Source organism: Streptomyces sp. NPDC014623, assembly GCF_043088245.1.
In the GTDB taxonomy this organism is placed as follows: domain Bacteria; phylum Actinomycetota; class Actinomycetes; order Streptomycetales; family Streptomycetaceae; genus Streptomyces.
Genome location: NZ_JBIBZU010000025.1, coordinates 54,687 through 71,852 on the forward strand (window position 1 = coordinate 54,687; position 17,166 = coordinate 71,852).

The window sequence follows — 17,166 nt, forward strand, 5'->3', positions numbered from 1 at the left end:
GTCATGACAGCACGTGCACGTGTCCGCGCCCCCGAACTGATCGGCAAGGGCGGCTGGCTCAATACAGGTGACCGGCAGTACACCCTTGCTGACCTGCGGGGACGCATCGTCATTCTGGATTTCTGGACCTTCTGCTGTGTGAACTGTCTGCATGTGCTCGACGAGCTGCGTGAGCTGGAGGAGAAGCACCGCGACACCGTGGTGATCATCGGCGTCCACTCCCCGAAGTTCGTGCACGAGGCGGAGCATCAGGCCGTGGTCGACGCCGTCGAGAGGTACGAGGTGCACCACCCGGTCCTCGACGACCCCGAGCTCGCCACCTGGAAGCAGTACGCCGTCCGGGCCTGGCCCACGCTCGTCGTCGTGGATCCCGAGGGGTATGTCGTCGCCCAGCACGCCGGCGAGGGGCACGCCCACGCCATCGAGAAGCTGGTCGAGGAGCTGGAGGCCGAACACGCCGCGAAGGGCACCCTGCGCCGTGGCGACGGCCCGTACGTCGCTCCGGAGCCGGTCGCCACACATCTGCGCTTCCCCGGCAAGGCGCTCGCCCTCCCCGACGGCGGCTTCCTGGTCTCGGACACCACACGGCACCGCCTGGTCGAGCTGGACGCCGACGGCGAGACCGTACGGGGCCACTTCGGCACCGGTGAGCGTGGATTCGCGGACGGCGGCCGCGACGAGGCCCGGTTCAGCGAACCGCAGGGCCTCGCCGTCCTGCCCGACGGCCGGATCGCCGTCGCGGACACGGTCAATCACGCGATCAGGGCGCTCGACCCCACGACGGGTGTGACGGTCACGCTGGCCGGGACCGGGCGTCAGTGGTGGCAGGGCTCCCCCACCAGCGGTCCGGCCACGGAGGTGGACCTCTCGTCGCCGTGGGACATCGCCTGGTTCGGCGACCGGTTGTGGATCGCCATGGCCGGGGTGCACCAGTTGTGGACGTACGACCCGGGGCCGGACACGGTGGGGGTCGCCGCCGGGACGACCAACGAGGGCCTGGTCGACGGGCCCGGGAACGAGGCGTGGTTCGCGCAGCCGTCCGGTCTGGCCGCGGCCGGCGACCGGCTCTGGGTCGCCGACTCCGAGACCTCCGCGCTGCGCTACGTGGACCTGGAGGGCTCCGTCCACACCGCCGTCGGCACCGGTCTCTTCGACTTCGGCCACCGCGACGGCCCCGCCGCTCAGGCCCTCCTGCAGCACCCGCTGGGTGTCACGGCCCTCCCGGACGGCTCCGTCGCCGTGAGCGACACCTACAACCACGCACTGCGGCGGTACGACCCGGAGAGCGGAGAGGTCACCACGCTGGCGACGGACCTGCGCGAACCGAGTGACGCGGTGCTGGTGGACGGCGATCTGGTCGTCGTCGAGTCCGCACGGCACCGGCTGACCCGGCTGCGGCTTCCCGAGGAGGCCGTGCGGGTCGCGGACCGGGCCCACCGCACCCAGCGGGCGGCCACCGAGGTCGCCGCCGGCACACTGCGGCTGGACGTGGTCTTCCAGGCCCCCGCCGGGCAGAAGCTGGACACCAGGTACGGGCCCTCCACCCGGTTGCTGGTCTCCTCGACCCCGCCGGAGCTGCTGGCCGGGGGGGCGGGCCCGGGCACGGATCTGAGCCGTGACCTGGTTCTCGCGGAAGGCGTCACCGAAGGGGTCCTGCATGTGTCCGCGATGGCGGCCTCCTGTGACGACGACCCGGCCAACGAGTACCCGGCCTGCCACGTGCACCAGCAGGACTGGGGCGTCCCGGTGAGCGTCACCACCGCAGGGGTGTCCAGGCTCCCGCTGGTGCTGGCCGGCATGGACGACCAGGGCTGACGGCCCCCTGTCCCGAGCCTCCGCGTCCATCCGGTGGGACCGGTCCGGGCAGGGCGGGCAGGGCGCGTCCGGGGCCCTCGCCCCGGACGCGCCCTGCCCGCCCTGCCCGGACATCGATGCCGGCGCCGGGCCGACGGCCGGTCACACCGGTGGAACGGAAGGGTTCCTGTCCGCCCGTCAGATCACGGGTAGCGACGCTCGTCCTCCGTGACGACCGTGGTGGTGGGCGGCACGACCATCCGGCGGCGGCGCGCGATGCTCACGTAGACGAAGACCCCGACGAGGCCGACGAGCATCATGATCCAGCCGACCAGGTCGACGTTTACGGTATTCATCTCCCAGTCGGTGGCGAACGCCAGGATCGCTCCGGCACCGATCAGGAGAATGCATCCTCCGAGTCCCATGATTTCCGCCTCCTCGACTGCCCGGTGATTCCGGACCGTGTACGGGTCGCGTACCCGGCCCGGCAACAACCATGTCCGTGAGGGCGGTTGGCGCGGGGGACGGGTCAGCCCGTGAGGAAGGCGGCGAGCGCGTTGGCCAGGAGGTAGGGGTCGTCGGCGCCACACAGTTCCCGTGCGCTGTGCATCGACAGGATCGCCACACCGATGTCGACGGTCCGGATACCGTGCCGGGCCGCGGTGATCGGGCCGATCGTGGTGCCGCACGGCATCGAGTTGTTGGAGACGAACGTCTGCCACGGCACACCCGCCTTCTCGCAGGCCGCAGCGAACACGGCCCGGCCGCTGCCGTCGGTGGCGTAACGCATGTTGACGTTGACCTTCAGGATCGGCCCGCCGTTGACCACCGGGTGGTGCGTCGGGTCGTGCCGCTCGGCGTAGTTGGGGTGTACGGCGTGGCCGGTGTCGGAGGAGAGGCATACGGTCCCGGCGAAGGCCCGGGCGCGGTCCTCGTACGTGCCGCCACGGGCGAACACGGAGCGCTCCAGGACCGTGCCGAGCATCGGGCCGTCCGCGCCGGTGTCGGACTGGGAGCCGTTCTCCTCGTGGTCGAAGGCGGCCAGCACGGGGATGTACGGGATCTCGTCGTCCGGCTGCCCGGCCACGGCGGCCAGCGCGGCCGTCGCGGCGTGCACCGAGAGCAGGTTGTCCATGCGCGGGCCGGCGAGCAGCTCACGGTCCCGGCCGAGGTAGGCGGGCGGCTCGACGGGGTGCGGCATGAGGTCCCAGCCGGTGACCTCCGAGGGATCGGCTCCCGCCGCGTCGGCGACGAAGCGGATGAGGTCGCCCTCCTCGACCTCACCGAGCCCCCAGATCGGCTGCATGTGCTTCTGGCGGTCGAGCTTGAGGCCGTCGTTGGCGGACCGGTCGAGGTGCACGGCCAGTTGGGGGACCCGCAGCAGGGGCCGGTCGATGTCGACCAGCCGGTGTGTGCCGTCGCGCAGCGAGAGGCGGCCGGCCAGGCCGAGGTCCCGGTCGAGCCAGGTGTTCAGCAGCGTCCCGCCGTAGACCTCGACGGCGATCTGGCGCCAGCCGTACGCGCCGGTGTCGGGCAGCGGCTTGACCCGCAGGTTGGGGGAATCGGTGTGGGCTCCCACGATCCGGAACGGGGTATGGGCGCCGGCGCCCTCCGGCACGTACCAGGCCACGATCGCGCCGCCCCGCAGGACGTACTTCCCGCCCTTCGTGCCGTCCCACGCATCCGTCTCCTCGACCTGCCGGAATCCGGCCTTCTCCAGCCGCGTGGCGGCTGCGGCCACGGCGTGGTACGGGGAGGGCGCGGCCGTCAGGAAGGCCATCAGATCGTCGGTGTGGCCGCGGTCGAAGCGGATGGGAGAGCTCATGCTCTTCACCTTAACGAGGGCGGACCGGGACGCCTCACGGTGTACGGCGGCCGCCCGTGGCCTGTGGCCGGAAAGTTGCCAGGGAAGACGGAAGGGGCCGAAGGAGCCGGAAGGACCAGGGTCCGGGCCATGACGGCGCCGCCACCCGGGGAGTCCGGGCGGCGGCGCCGTCGACGTGGAAAGGGCGGGAAGGACTAGAACGCGGCCTCGTCCAGCTCCATCAGCGAGTTGTCGACGGCCTCGGCCAGCGCGCGCTCGCCGGAGACGCCCGGCAGGATGTTCGTGGCGAAGAACTTCGCCGCGGCGATCTTGCCCTGGTAGAAGGCGGCGTCCTTGGCGGAGGCGTTGCGCAGCTTCTCGGAGGCCACGACCGCGCCCTTGAGCAGCAGGTAGCCGACGACGACATCGCCGGAGGCCATCAGGAGGCGGGTGGTGTTGAGGCCCACCTTGTAGATGTTCTTGACGTCCTCGCCGGTCGCGGTGAGGTCGGTGATCATCGTGCCGACGATCGCCTCCAGGTCCACCGCGGCCTTGGCGAGGTTGTCCAGCGAGCCGGACAGCTCCTCGTCGCCCTGCGCGCCCGCGAGGAACTTCTTGATCTCCTCGGAGAGGGCGTTCAGCGAGGCGCCCTGGTCGCGGACGATCTTCCGGAAGAAGAAGTCCTGGCCCTGGATCGCCGTCGTGCCCTCGTACAGGGTGTCGATCTTGGCGTCACGGATGTACTGCTCGACCGGGTACTCCTGGAGGTAACCGGAGCCGCCGAAGGTCTGGAGCGACTGGGCGAGCTGCTCGTAGGACTTCTCGGAGCCGTAGCCCTTCACGATCGGGAGCAGCAGGTCGTTGAGGCCGTTGAGCGACTTGGCGTCCTCGCCCGCGGCTTCCTTCACCTGGATCGCGTCCTGGACGGAGGCGGTGTACAGCACGAGGGAACGCATGCCCTCGGCGTACGCCTTCTGCGTCATGAGGGAGCGGCGCACGTCGGGGTGGTGCGTGATGGTGACCTTGGGGGCCGTCTTGTCCATGAACTGCGACAGGTCGGTGCCCTGGACGCGCTCCTTGGCGTACTCCAGCGCGTTGAGGTAGCCCGTCGACAGGGCCGCGATGGCCTTCGTGCCGACCATCATGCGGGCGAACTCGATGATGCGGAACATCTGGCGGATGCCGTCGTGCTTGTCACCGATCAGCCAGCCCTTGGCGGGGTGCTGGTCGCCGAAGGTCATCTCGCAGGTGTTCGACGCCTTGAGGCCCATCTTGTGCTCGACGTTCGTCGCGTACACGCCGTTGCGCGCACCGAGCTCGCCGGTGGTCCAGTCGAAGTGGAACTTCGGGACCAGGAAGAGGGAGAGGCCCTTGGTGCCCGGGCCGGCGCCCTCGGGGCGTGCCAACACGTAGTGGAGGATGTTCTCGGACATGTCGTGCTCGCCCGAGGTGATGAAGCGCTTCACGCCCTCGATGTGCCAGGAGCCGTCCTCCTGCTCGACCGCCTTCGTGCGGCCGGCGCCCACGTCCGAACCGGCGTCCGGCTCGGTCAGCACCATCGTCGAGCCCCACTGCTTCTCGACGGCTATCTCGGCGATCTTCTTCTGCGCCTCGTTGCCCTCGTCGAAGAGGATGCCGGCGAACGCGGGGCCGGAGGAGTACATCCAGACCGCCGGGTTCGAGCCGAGCAGGAGCTCCGCGTAACCCCAGATCAGGGAGCGCGGGGAGGTCGTGCCGCCGATCTCCTCGGGCAGGCCCAGACGCCAGTACTCGGAGTCCATGAACGCCTGGTACGACTTCTTGAAGGAGGCCGGGACGGGTGCGGTGTTCGTCGCGGGGTCGAAGACCGGCGGATTGCGGTCGGCGTCGGCGTACGAATCGGCGAGCTCGTTCTCCGCGAGGCGGGCGACCTCGTCCAGGATGCTCTTCGCGGTGTCGACGTCCATCTCCGCGAACGGACCGGTGCCGTACAGCTTGTCGCGCCCGAGGACCTCGAAGAGGTTGAACTCGATGTCGCGGAGATTCGACTTGTAGTGCCCCATGGGAAGGCTCCGTAATCAATAGCAGTGGCGCGCAGCGCCCCGTGGAGGAGTGAGGGTCGGGCGACGGACGGCCTGGCGTGGGTGTATCACCTGGCCCCACGATGATGCTACCCGTCAGTAATAAGGTGCAACCCCTCAAGGCGCAGATGTGTCCGATTACTCTTTGCGGCATGTATGGCTACGACCAGAACCCGGGTGTACAGCAGCAGATGGGCGGCGGCTACGGCGAGCAGCCGTTGTACCCCGAGCCCTCGCCGCCGTCCCTGGCCGACGCGGTACGGGCCTTCACGACCGGCTCGCTGTCCGCGGAGGACTTCCAGCAGATCTTCGCCACGGCGAAGGTCTACTGCCCGCGCGGCGACAACCCCGGCTTCCTGGCCCTCCACAACACCCAGCAGCCGGTGATCCCCATGTTCACCACGCTCAAGGAGCTCCGCAGCTACGCGGGCAAGGAGTCCAAGTACTTCGTGATCACCGGGGCCGAGGTGATCGACCTGCTGCCGACGGGTTACGGCTTCGTCCTCGACATGGAGGGTGACCACCGCATGGTCTTCGACGCCAAGGCGGTGGAGCAGATGGTGGACTTCGCGATGCGCCGCATGTACGGCTAGGCGCCGTCGCCGCGCAGACTGCTGAGAAGCGTCCGCGGCCCTATGCGACCCGAGGGCCCGCACCGTCCGGTGCGGGCCCTCGGTGCTGTGCGGGCGTGGCGGGGACGAACGCCGCCTTGCAAGATGTTCATTGTTCAACTAAATTGGGATCAGAAGACTCCCGGAGGTGGCTCCCATGCCCGCAGTGACCGTCGAAAACCCGCTGACCCTGCCGAAGGTCGCGGCCCAGGCCGAGGCTGTGGCCCGTCCCGTGCTCACCGTCACGACCGCCCCGAGCGGTTTCGAGGGCGAGGGGTTCCCGGTGCGGCGCGCCTTCGCCGGGATCAACTACCGGCACCTCGACCCGTTCATCATGATGGACCAGATGGGTGAGGTGGAGTACGCCGCGGGCGAACCGAAGGGGACCCCCTGGCACCCGCACCGCGGCTTCGAGACCGTCACCTACATCATCGACGGGAGCTTCATCCACCAGGACAGCCACGGCGGCGGTGGTGCGATCGAGAACGGCGACACCCAGTGGATGACGGCCGGCTCGGGCCTCCTCCACATCGAGACGCCGCCGGAGTCGCTCGTCATGTCCGGTGGTCTCTTCCACGGCCTCCAGCTCTGGGTGAACCTGCCCAAGGCCGACAAGATGATGGCGCCGCGCTACCAGGACATCCGTGGTGGCCAGGTCCAGCTCCTCGCCTCCCCGGACGGCGGCGCGCTGCTCCGGGTGATCGCCGGTGACCTCGACGGTCACGAGGGCCCGGGGATCACGCACACCCCGATCACCATGGTCCACGCGTCCGTCCGGCCGGGTGCCGAGGTGACGCTGCCCTGGCGCGAGGAGTTCAACGGCCTCGCGTACGTACTCGCCGGGCGCGGAAGCGCCGGCGCGGAGCGCCGCCCCGTCCGCACCGGGCAGACCGCGGTCTTCGGCAAGGGGTCCTCGCTGACCGTCCGCGCCGACGAGACACAGGACGGCAACACGCCGGACCTGGAGGTCGTGCTGCTCGGCGGGCGTCCGATCCGTGAGCCCATGGCGCACTACGGGCCGTTCGTGATGAACACCCAGGACGAGCTCAAGCAGGCCTTCGAGGACTTCCAGGCCGGCCGCCTCGGCAAGGTCCCCGCCGTGCACGGCATGTGACGGATCCGCCGGTCGTACCACTGACGGCCCGTCACCCGTACGACCGTGCGGAAAGGCCGCCGCTTCCGGCCCGTGATCGGGTGGGAGGGTGTCCACCCACAAGCCCCTCCTGCCCGACGCCGCGCGGCGGACGGCCGCCTGGTGCGGCGTCCTGCTCCTGGCCGCAGGTGTCGCGGCCGTGGCCGTCTGGCTGTGTGTCGCACTCAAGACCGCGGTCACCCCGGTCCTGCTGGCGTTGCTCGCTACGGCGCTGCTCGGTCCCGTCCACCGCTGGCTGACCGCCCACAAGGTGAACAGCTCGGTGGCGGCCGGACTCACCTGTGCCGCGCTCGTCGCGGTGGCCGGCGGTGCCGGATACATCGTCGTCACCGCACTCGTCGACACCGGTGACCAGATCGTGGCCTCGCTCAAGGACACCGCGCAGTGGATCATCGACCATTTCGACATCGCGGGTGTCGCCGACGTGGACGACCTGGCGGAGAACGTCAGGAACCTCGCCGGGAAGTTCGGCGCGAGTGCCGCGGGCGGACTGCTCACCGGCATCAGCCTCATCGGCTCGCTCGTGACCACCGCCGTTCTGGCCCTGCTGCTGACGTTCTTCTTCCTGCGTGACTCCGACCGTGCAGTCCACCTCGCCCACACGATCGCCCCGCGGGGGACGGGCGGCCTCGTGGAGGCCATGGGGCGCCGGGCCTTCGAAGCCGTCGAGGGATTCATGCGCGGCACCACCTTCATCGCCCTGATCGACGCCCTGTGCATCACCGTGGGCCTGCTGATCCTGCGGGTGCCGGGGGCGGTGGGGCTGGGGGCGCTGGTATTCGTCGGCGCCTACATCCCGTATCTCGGGGCCTTCATCTCCGGTGCCGTCGCCGTGCTGGTCGCGCTCGCCGACCGCGGCCTCGTGATCGCGCTGTGGGTGCTGGGTGTGGTGCTGGCCGTCCAGGTGCTGGAGGGGCACGTGCTCCAGCCCGTCATCCAGAGCCGTACGGTCCAGATGCACCCCGCCACGATCATGATCGCGCTGACCGCGGGCGCCGGCGTCGCGGGGCTGCTGGGCATGCTGCTGGCGGTGCCGCTGTGCGCCGCGGTGTTCGGGGTGATCGGCGAGCTGCGCAAGGGATACGAGGCGGACGGCACGGTGAGCGCGGTTCCCGAGGGCTCATGAACCGGCGGCGGACAGTTCCGCGGGCTCGGCCGACTCGTACAGCTCGAACCAGATGGACTTGCCCTCGCCCCTCGGATCCACTCCCCACGTGTCGGCGAGCATCTCCATCAGCACCAGCCCCCGCCCGCTGGAGGCCATCTCCCCCGGCCGCCGCTTGTGCGGCAGCTCGTCACTGGTGTCGGCCACCTCGACACGCAGCCGCCGCTCGCCCCGCTCACCCGACACCTCGGCCAGGAGCAGGGCGTCCCCGTCCGTGTGCACGAGCACGTTCGTGGACATCTCGGAGACCATCAGTTCCGCGGAGTCGACCTGTTCCGGGTCCGCCCAGTCGTGCAGCAGCTCCCGCAGCTGCTGCCGGGCGGCGGCGATCCGCTCGGGCTCCGCCTGCGCGATGGTCATGGCCGAGCGCCGGCCCGGGGTCCTGCGCGTGCGTGCTCCCTCGCGGCGCAGCACCAGGACCGCGATGTCGTCCTCCCGCCGGTCCACCAGCGGCCCGGTCGTGTAGTGCGAGCCCGGACCGTGCACAGCCTGCACGAGTGCGTCCGCGAGTTCCTCCAGATCCTCGACGGGCTTCTCCAGGACCGGCTTGAGCCTGGTCCAGCCGGTGGCCATGTCGTGTCCACCGGTCTCGATGAGCCCGTCCGTGCACAGCATGATCGTCTCGCCGGGACCGAGGACGACGCGGGTCGTCGGGTAGTCGGCGTCCTTCTCCACGCCCAGGGGCATCCCTCCGGCGGTCTGCCGGATCACGGCGGTGCCGTCGACGCTGACCACCACCGGGTCCGGATGGCCCGCCCGGGCGATGTCGAGGGTGCCGGTCTCGGGGTCGGCCTCCGCGTAGAGACAGGTCGCGAAGCGCGTCACGTCGGACCGGTCCTCACCGTCGGCGCGGTCGTACGTCTCCGTCAGCCCGGACAGGAAGCGCGAGGCCCGGGAGAGCACGGCATCGGGCCGGTGTCCTTCGGCGGCGTACGCGCGCAGGGCGATCCGCAGCTGGCCCATCAGGCCCGCCGCCCGCACGTCGTGGCCCTGGACGTCACCGATGACGAGGGCGATACGGCCGTTGGGGAGCGGGATCGTGTCGTACCAGTCGCCGCCGACCTGAAGCCCTCCCCCCGTCGGGACGTAGCGCGCCGCCACCGTCAGCCCGGGGACGCCGGGGCCGAGAGACGGTCTCATCGCCTTCTGGAGGCCCAGCGACAGCTCGCGCTCGGTCTCGGCGACCCCCGCCCGGGTCAGCGCCTGTGCGAGCATCCTGGCCACCGTCGTCAGCACGGAGCGCTCGTCCGGCGAGAAGGCCACGCTGTGCCCGAATCCGGCCATCCAGGCGCCCATGGTGTGCCCGGACGAGATCAGCGGCAGGAAAGCCCAGGACCGGCGCCCGAACCCCTCGGCGAGGGGCCAGGTGACCGGGAAGCGCCGCCGGTACTCCTCGGGGGACTCCAGGTAGATCGCCTGGCCGGTCCGCACGACCTCGGCGGCCGGGTAGTCCGTGTCCAGGGGCATGTCGGTGAACGGCTCCTCGTCACCGACGTTGTGCCCGTAGTGCCCGATGATCGTCAGCCGCTCGCCCGAGACGCCGAAGACGGCGAGTCCGTCCGGCGAGAAGCCGGGCATGGAGAGCGAATTGGCGACCCGGAGAACCTCCTCGGTGGACCCGGCTTCGGCCAGCGCCCGCCCCGCGTCCAGCAGGAACGCCTCACGTGACCGTCGCCAGTCGCCGGTGAGGGGGGTCTGCGCCGCGGCGCCCCCCGGGGGCTGGGCGACTTCTTGGAGGATGCCCACCAGCACGTACGTATGGCGGCCGGAGGTGTCCAGCGGGACCGGCTTGGACCGGCTGCGCACCGTGCGTATCACCGATCCGTTCTCGTCCACGATGCGCATCCTGGCCTCGGCCACCGTGTCCTCCGCGATCGCGAAGTTGACGACGCCGTCGATCTCGTTCCAGTCGGCCGGGTGGAAGCAGGGGCGCACCTCCTCGCCGGGGCGGACCGTGGGCTCGGCGGGCAGCCCCATCAGCCGTGCCGCCTCGGCATCGAGCGTGACCATGCCCGCTGAGCTGTCCCAGCTCCACAGACCGGTCCCGATCGCAGCCAGGATCTCCTCGGTGCGCATTGCCCCACTTTAGGAAGATGTTCTTCCCGGTCGCCACCGAGGGAGGGCCGCCCGGCGGCCGGGCTCCGGGGGCGGCCGGGCGCGTCCCGGACAGCCGTGCGGCGACGACGTCAATGAAGCGGCGGGCCCACGGGCGGTAGCCTGGGGTGTCAATCCACACCGAACCGCGAAGACTGGATGAACGACGATGCATCGGTACAGGTCCCACACCTGCGGCGAGCTCCGCGCCTCTGACGTCGGCTCCGACGTCCGGCTGAGCGGCTGGCTGCACAATCGCCGAGACCTGGGCGGCATCCTCTTCATCGATCTGCGCGACCACTACGGTCTGGTGCAGCTCGTGGCCCGCCCCGGCACCCCCGGCAACGAGGCCCTGTCGAAGCTGACCAAGGAGACCGTCGTCCGGATCGACGGCAAGGTCTCCGCGCGCGGCGCGGACAACGTCAACCCGGAGCTCCCGACCGGTGAGATCGAGATCGAGGTCACCGGGGTCGAGGTGCTGGGCGAGGCCGCCCCGCTGCCCTTCACGATCAACGCCGAGGACGGGGTCAACGAGGAGCGGCGTCTGGAATACCGCTTCCTCGACCTGCGCCGTGAGCGCATGCACCGCAACATCATGCTGCGCTCGGCCGTGATCGCCTCCATCCGCTCCAAGATGGTGGCACTCGGTTTCAACGAGATGGCGACCCCGATCCTCACCGCGACCTCTCCCGAGGGCGCCCGTGACTTCGTCGTCCCGTCGCGGCTGAACCCCGGCAAGTTCTACGCGCTGCCGCAGGCCCCGCAGCAGTTCAAGCAGCTGCTGATGATCTCGGGCTTCGACCGCTACTTCCAGATCGCGCCCTGCTTCCGCGACGAGGACGCCCGCGCGGACCGTTCGCCGGGTGAGTTCTACCAGCTCGACGTCGAGATGTCCTTCGTCGAGCAGGAGGACGTCTTCCAGCCGATCGAGAAGCTGATGACCGAACTCTTCACCGAGTTCGGCAACGGCCGCGAGGTCACCTCGCCGTTCCCGCGCATCCCGTTCCGCGAGTCGATGCTGAAGTACGGCAACGACAAGCCGGACCTGCGGGCCAAACTGGAGCTCGTCGACATCTCCGACGTGTTCGCCGACTCCGGTTTCAAGGCGTTCGCCGGCAAGCACGTCCGCGCCCTGCCGGTGCCGGACACCGCGGGCCAGTCCCGGAAGTTCTTCGACGGCCTCGGTGAGTACGCCGTCGAGCACGGGGCCAAGGGCCTCGCCTGGGTCCGGGTCGGCGAGGACGGCACGCTGGCCGGGCCGATCGCGAAGTTCCTCACCGAGACGGACATCAAGACCCTCACCGAGCGGCTGTCCCTCGTCCCCGGCCACGCGGTCTTCTTCGGCGCCGGTGAGTTCGACGAGGTCTCCAAGATCATGTCCGCCGTCCGTGTCGAGGCCGCCAAGCGTGCCGGGCACTTCGAGGAGGGCGTCTTCCGGTTCTGCTGGGTCGTCGACTTCCCGATGTACGAGAAGGACGAGGAGACGGGCCGGATCGACTTCTCGCACAACCCCTTCTCGATGCCCCAGGGCGGTCTGGAGGACCTGGAGACGAAGGACCCGCTGGACATCCTCGCCTGGCAGTACGACATCGTCTGCAACGGCATCGAGCTGTCCTCCGGTGCCATCCGTAACCACGAGCCCGAGCTAATGATCAAGGCGTTCGAGATCGCCGGTTACGACCGTGAGACCGTCGAGCACGAGTTCGCCGGCATGCTCCGCGCCTTCCGTCTCGGTGCCCCGCCGCACGGTGGCATCGCCCCGGGCGTCGACCGCATCGTGATGCTGCTCGCCGACGAGCCCAACATCCGCGAGACGATCGCCTTCCCGCTCAACGGCAACGCCCAGGACCTGATGATGGGCGCCCCGACCGTGCTGGACGAGACCCGGCTGCGCGAGCTGAACATCCAGCTCCGCAAGCCGGCCGCGGTGGCGAAGGACAAGACGGAGGCCAAGGCGGGGGCCAAGGACTCGGTCGCGAGGGACACCGGCGCGAAGTAGGCACCCTCGTTCCGCTTCTGTTCCACGTGAAACAGCGGCAACGAGATCTCCTGGCGAAGGGCCCGGGACCCCCCACGGTTCCGGGCCCTTCGCGCGGGTACAGGTGGGGCACGCAGTTTTTTTTCGCACGTCGGGTAGCCGAACCGGGTACATCCGGATGGCCCCGGTTCCGGTTCGGCGCCGTCGGGCCCGGCAAAGACTGGCACGGGAAGTGCTCGTCCGACCCCCACCGAGGAGTGCCGCACCGTGTCCGTCCCGCGACGCCCGTACGTCATGCTCGTCGTCCTGTTCCTGCTGGTCATCGGCTGTTCCGCCGGGGCGGCACGGAACATCGACCCCGCTGCTCCCCGGGATGCGGCCGGCCCTGGGCCCTCGGCCGCGCAGCCCCGCTCGGTGGAGCCCCTCCGTCGCCCCGCGGAGATTCCGGCGCTGGGTCCGCAGACCCGGGCGCAGATCCCGGCCACGGCCCGGCAGGTCGTCGTGGTGACAGGCCAGGGCCCCGATTCCAACCGTTCCTCGGTCGTGCTCCACAGCCTCGACGACCCCGCTCTCGGATGGAGGCCCGGGGCGGGTCCCTGGCCCGCCCACAACGGCATGAAGGGCTGGACGGACCACCATGTCGCGGGCGACCTCCGGTCTCCCGTCGGGGTCTTCGGACTCACCGATGCGGGCGGCCGGCTGCCCGACCCGGGCGCGCTGCTCCCGTACGACGAACAGTCCCGCTTCGCGGTGAGCGGCGAGGGCTTCCTGGGGGAGCCCCTCGAAGGCTCCTTCGACTACGTCGTCGCCATCAACTACAACCGAACCCCGGGTACCAGTCCGCTGGACCGCACCCGGCCGCTCGGTGAGGAGAGGGGCGGCGGCATCTGGATCCACGTGGACCACGAGGGGCCGACACAGGGGTGCGTGTCCCTGACCGAGGAGCAGATGCGGGAGCTGCTGCTCACGCTGGACCCCGCGAAGAACCCCGTGATCGTGATGGGGGACGCCGCGTCGCTGGCCCGGTGAAACGCGGCACGTACGGCGTGGCACGGCCATACGCCGCAGGCGTCGCCCGGTTCCGGAGGAGGCAGTCGTGAGCGTTGCCGAGGAGCCCGTCCTGACCCAGGACGTGTTCGAGAGCCTGGCCCGTCACGCCGTACGCGAGGAAGGAGCGCTGCGGCTGGAACGCGGGAACGGGAAACCGGGGGCAAGGCTGTGCCGGACGGGGATCACGGGCGGATCATCGAGTGGTTGACGCGCCTGTGCGTTCAGGCTGATCCGTCCCGGTGGCTGTACCCGGGGCAGCGGCTGCGGATCGAGGCGTAGCGGAAGGGCGACGCCCGACCGGACGGGGTTCTCGCACGCAGTGGCGCTTTCGCAGGCCAAGGCGAGTGGGCCGGCCCCGGCGGCGTTCTCATGGTGGTCGAGGTGACGTCGCACGACGAGGACGCCGACCGCCGTGACAGGGTCGAGAAGCCGCGTGCCCGCGCCGGGACCGGCATCCCGGTGTACCTGCTGATCGACCGGGAGACCTGCGAGGTGAAGATCCACTCGCAGCCCGACGGCGTGCGCTACGGACAGGTGGTCACCGCGCCGTACGGCAAGACCGCGGCACTTCCCGGCCCCGTGGGGATCGAGCTGGACACCGAGCCGCTCAGGAACTGGACGCGCTGACGAGGCACATGCGGGAGCCCGGCCCCCGATGTGTCCGGGGCCGGGCTCCCGCGCTGCGTACATCGCTTACGCGGGCTTCTCCTCCAGGCGCGGGAACAGCACCGCGCCCTTCGTCACCGTCACACCGGCGGGCAGCCGCCCCCACTCGCCGGCGTCCTGGACCCGCTGGTCGGCCAGGGCGCCCAGGGCCGCCTCGGCGCCCAGGGACTCCCACAGCTTCTGCGAGGTGTCCGGCATCACGGCGTTCAGCAGGACCGCGACACCGCGGAGCGACTCGGCCGCCGTGTACAGGATGGTCGCGAGCCGGGCCTGGCCCTCCGGCGAGGTGTCCTTGGCGACCTTCCAGGGCTCCTGCTCGGTGATGTAGCCGTTGACCTGCTTCACGAAGTCGAAGACGGCCAGGATGCCGCCCTGGAAGTCCAGCTCCTCACCGATCTTCGCGTCGGCCGTGGTGACTGCCTGTGCCAGGCCCTCCTGGACGGCCCGCTCGGCGTCACCGGCCGCCGTGGACTCCGGGAGCGCGCCGCCGAAGTACTTGCCGACCATGGCCGCGACGCGCGAGGCGAGGTTGCCGTAGTCGTTGGCGAGCTCGGAGGTGTAGCGGGCGCTGAAGTCCTCCCAGGAGAACGAACCGTCGCTGCCGTACGCGATGGCCCTCAGGAAGTACCAGCGGTACGCGTCCACACCGAAGTGCGAGGTCAGGTCCTGCGGCTTGATGCCGGTCAGGTTCGACTTGGACATCTTCTCGCCGCCGACCATCAGCCAGCCGTTGGCGACTACCTTGCCGGGCAGCGGCAGCCCCTGCGCCATCAGCATGGCCGGCCAGATGACCGAGTGGAAACGCAGGATGTCCTTGCCGATCAGGTGCACGTTCGCCGGGAAGGTGCCGTCGAACTTCTCCTGGTTGGAGCCGTAGCCGACCGCTGTCGCGTAGTTGAGCAGGGCGTCGATCCACACGTAGATGACGTGCTTCTGGTCCCACGGGACCGGGACGCCCCAGTCGAAGGTGGAACGGGAGATCGACAGGTCCTGCAGGCCCTGCTTGACGAAGTTCACGATCTCGTTGCGCGCGGACTCGGGCTGGATGAAGTCCGGGTTGGCCGCGTAGAACTCCATGAGCTTCGGGCCGTACTCACTCAGCTTGAAGAAGTAGTTCTCCTCCTTGAGGAGCTCCACCGGCTTCTTGTGGACCGGGCACAGCTTCGTGCCGTCCTCGGCCTCGATCAGGTCGCCGGGGAGTTTGTACTCCTCGCAGCCCACGCAGTACGGGCCTTCGTACCCGCCCTTGTAGATCTGATCCTTGTCGTACAGGTCCTGCACGAATTCCTGCACACGGTCCGTGTGCCGCTTCTCCGTCGTACGGATGAAGTCGTCGTTCGCAATGTTCAGGTGCTCCCAGAGGGGCTTCCACGCCTCCTCGACGAGCTTGTCGCACCATGCCTGGGGCGTGACGTCGTTCGCCTCGGCCGTGCGCATGATCTTCTGACCGTGCTCGTCCGTGCCGGTGAGGTACCACACCTTCTCGCCACGCTGACGGTGCCAGCGGGAGAGCACGTCGCCTGCGACGGTCGTATAGGCGTGGCCCAGGTGAGGAGCGTCGTTGACGTAGTAAATGGGGGTCGAGACGTAGTACGCCTTCGCCCCCTGCTTCTCGGATCCAGTGGCCGCCATGGTCGAAATCCTAACGGTCCGTGGGAGATCCACTCACCCCGATAAAAGGCCCCGGCTGCGGAGAGCTTCCACGAAGCACACGAAGCAGGGGAGAGGGCCCGGACCGTCCCCCGTCCGGTCCCGCGTGGGGCCACGGCCCTGCGGCCACGGCGGTATCCGGCCCGGAGGGCGGGTTCGCCGTGACCGTACGGCTGCCGACGGATCAGCCCTCCGCGATGAATCCGCGGGCGGCGGCCCAGGCGGGGAGTCCGGCGAGCACCTCCCGGTAGAACGTCGCGTCGGGCACCTCGCGCGGGGCGGGGCCCGCGTGGAAGAAGCCGGCGTTCTCGACGTCCAGCCTGCGCAGGAAGTCGAAACCCTTCGCGTCCTCGTCGCCGAACGCGACGAACTGGAAGAACAGCGGCAGCCGTGCCGCGTCCGCCAGGGCCTGCTTGGCCGCCACCTTGGCGTCCGGGGCGCCGTCCGTCTGGAAGACCACCAGCGCCGGGCCGGTGGCCGCGGACTTCTCGTAGTGCGTGACGATCTCCTCGACGGCCCGGTGGTAGTTCGTACGGCCCAGACGGCCGAGGCCCGCGTGCAGCTCGTCGATGCGGCCTTCGTGGGCGGTGAGGTCGACCGCGCCGGTGCCGTCGATGTCGGTCGAGAAGAAGACGACGGGCACGGTGGCGTTCGCATCCAGGTGCGCGGCGAGCGCCAGGACGCGGTCACCCAGGTGCTGGGCGCTGCCGTCCTTGTAGAACGGGCGCATGGACCCCGACCGGTCCAGCACCAGATACACGGTGGCCCGCAGCCCGGTCAGCCCGTGCGCCTTGAGCCCGGCCTGCGCGGCCTTGTACGGGGCGGCGAGGGCGGGGGCCGTGGCCTTGACCCGGGCGAGGGTGACGGCGGGCTTACCGGCGGGGGCGGACTTGGCCTCGGCCTTCGGTTCGGTGGCGGGCTTCTCGGCCGCGGTTTCCGCTACGGCCTCGGTGGCGGGTTCGGGCTTCGCTTCGGTGGTGGTGGCCGGTTCGGTTGCGGGTTCGGGCTTCGGTTCGGTGGCGGGCTTCTCGGCCGCGGTTTCCGGTACGGCCTCGGTGGCGGGTTCGGGCTTCGCTTCGGTGGTGGTGGCCGGTTCGGTTGCGGGTTCGGGCTTCGGTTCGGTGGCGGGCTTCTCGGCCGC

Annotated in this window: 12 protein-coding genes and 1 pseudogene; 7 read left to right on the plus strand and 6 right to left on the minus strand. The window is 70.0% G+C overall.

Features of this window, described 5'->3' with window-relative positions; genetic code table 11:
- The first annotated feature begins 3 nt into the window (after positions 1-3).
- Positions 4-1,815, plus strand: coding sequence for an NHL domain-containing thioredoxin family protein (locus ACF1FZ_RS30550; protein ID WP_391776628.1), 1,812 nt, complete (start codon positions 4-6; stop codon positions 1,813-1,815).
- 182 nt (positions 1,816-1,997) lie between these two features.
- On the opposite strand, the gene ACF1FZ_RS30555 is transcribed toward ACF1FZ_RS30550, so the two are convergent.
- From ACF1FZ_RS30555 to ACF1FZ_RS30565, 3 genes are all read right to left on the minus strand, one after another.
- Positions 1,998-2,219 (minus strand): DUF6458 family protein, encoded by a 222-nt coding sequence (locus tag ACF1FZ_RS30555; RefSeq protein WP_391776629.1) that lies wholly within the window; start codon positions 2,217-2,219, stop codon positions 1,998-2,000.
- Between the two features lie 104 nt (positions 2,220-2,323).
- On the minus strand, positions 2,324-3,619 hold the full coding sequence (locus ACF1FZ_RS30560) for a M18 family aminopeptidase (protein ID WP_391776630.1): 1,296 nt from the start codon (positions 3,617-3,619) through the stop codon (positions 2,324-2,326).
- Between the two features lie 194 nt (positions 3,620-3,813).
- Positions 3,814-5,640, minus strand: a complete 1,827-nt coding sequence (locus ACF1FZ_RS30565) for an acyl-CoA dehydrogenase (protein ID WP_391776631.1) — start codon at positions 5,638-5,640, stop codon at positions 3,814-3,816.
- 170 nt (positions 5,641-5,810) lie between these two features.
- Between ACF1FZ_RS30565 and ACF1FZ_RS30570 the strand changes: the two genes are divergently transcribed.
- The 3 genes from ACF1FZ_RS30570 to ACF1FZ_RS30580 all read left to right on the plus strand — a co-directional run bounded on the left by ACF1FZ_RS30570 (position 5,811) and on the right by ACF1FZ_RS30580 (position 8,548).
- Positions 5,811-6,251, plus strand: a complete 441-nt coding sequence (locus ACF1FZ_RS30570) for an SseB family protein (RefSeq protein ID WP_359463422.1) — start codon at positions 5,811-5,813, stop codon at positions 6,249-6,251.
- 175 nt (positions 6,252-6,426) lie between these two features.
- Positions 6,427-7,383 (plus strand): pirin family protein, encoded by a 957-nt coding sequence (locus ACF1FZ_RS30575; protein ID WP_391776632.1) that lies wholly within the window; start codon positions 6,427-6,429, stop codon positions 7,381-7,383.
- Between the two features lie 88 nt (positions 7,384-7,471).
- Positions 7,472-8,548 (plus strand): AI-2E family transporter, encoded by a 1,077-nt coding sequence (locus tag ACF1FZ_RS30580; protein WP_391776633.1) that lies wholly within the window; start codon positions 7,472-7,474, stop codon positions 8,546-8,548.
- On the opposite strand, the gene ACF1FZ_RS30585 is transcribed toward ACF1FZ_RS30580, so the two are convergent.
- Entirely contained in the window at positions 8,543-10,663 is a 2,121-nt protein-coding gene (locus ACF1FZ_RS30585) for a SpoIIE family protein phosphatase (RefSeq protein WP_391776634.1), read from the minus strand. The genes ACF1FZ_RS30580 and ACF1FZ_RS30585 overlap by 6 nt on opposite strands.
- Positions 10,664-10,850: 187 nt before the next feature.
- Between ACF1FZ_RS30585 and aspS the strand changes: the two genes are divergently transcribed.
- From aspS to ACF1FZ_RS30600, 3 genes and pseudogenes are all read left to right on the plus strand, one after another.
- Positions 10,851-12,680: an aspartate--tRNA ligase gene (gene aspS, locus ACF1FZ_RS30590; RefSeq protein WP_391776635.1), complete on the plus strand. Its 1,830-nt coding sequence runs from the start codon at positions 10,851-10,853 to the stop codon at positions 12,678-12,680.
- A gap of 246 nt (positions 12,681-12,926) precedes the next feature.
- Entirely contained in the window at positions 12,927-13,688 is a 762-nt protein-coding gene (locus ACF1FZ_RS30595; RefSeq protein WP_391776636.1) for a L,D-transpeptidase family protein, read from the plus strand.
- A 67-nt stretch (positions 13,689-13,755) separates the two neighbouring features.
- A pseudogene (locus ACF1FZ_RS30600) lies at positions 13,756-14,336 on the plus strand (Uma2 family endonuclease).
- 66 nt (positions 14,337-14,402) lie between these two features.
- Here the strand turns inward: ACF1FZ_RS30600 and metG are convergent.
- Together metG and ACF1FZ_RS30610 are read right to left on the minus strand one after the other, a co-directional pair.
- Entirely contained in the window at positions 14,403-16,007 is a 1,605-nt protein-coding gene (metG, locus tag ACF1FZ_RS30605; RefSeq protein ID WP_391776637.1) for a methionine--tRNA ligase, read from the minus strand.
- Between the two features lie 202 nt (positions 16,008-16,209).
- Positions 16,210-17,166, minus strand: a 957-nt coding sequence (locus tag ACF1FZ_RS30610; protein ID WP_391776638.1) for a VWA domain-containing protein, incomplete at its 5' end; no start/stop codon positions are given.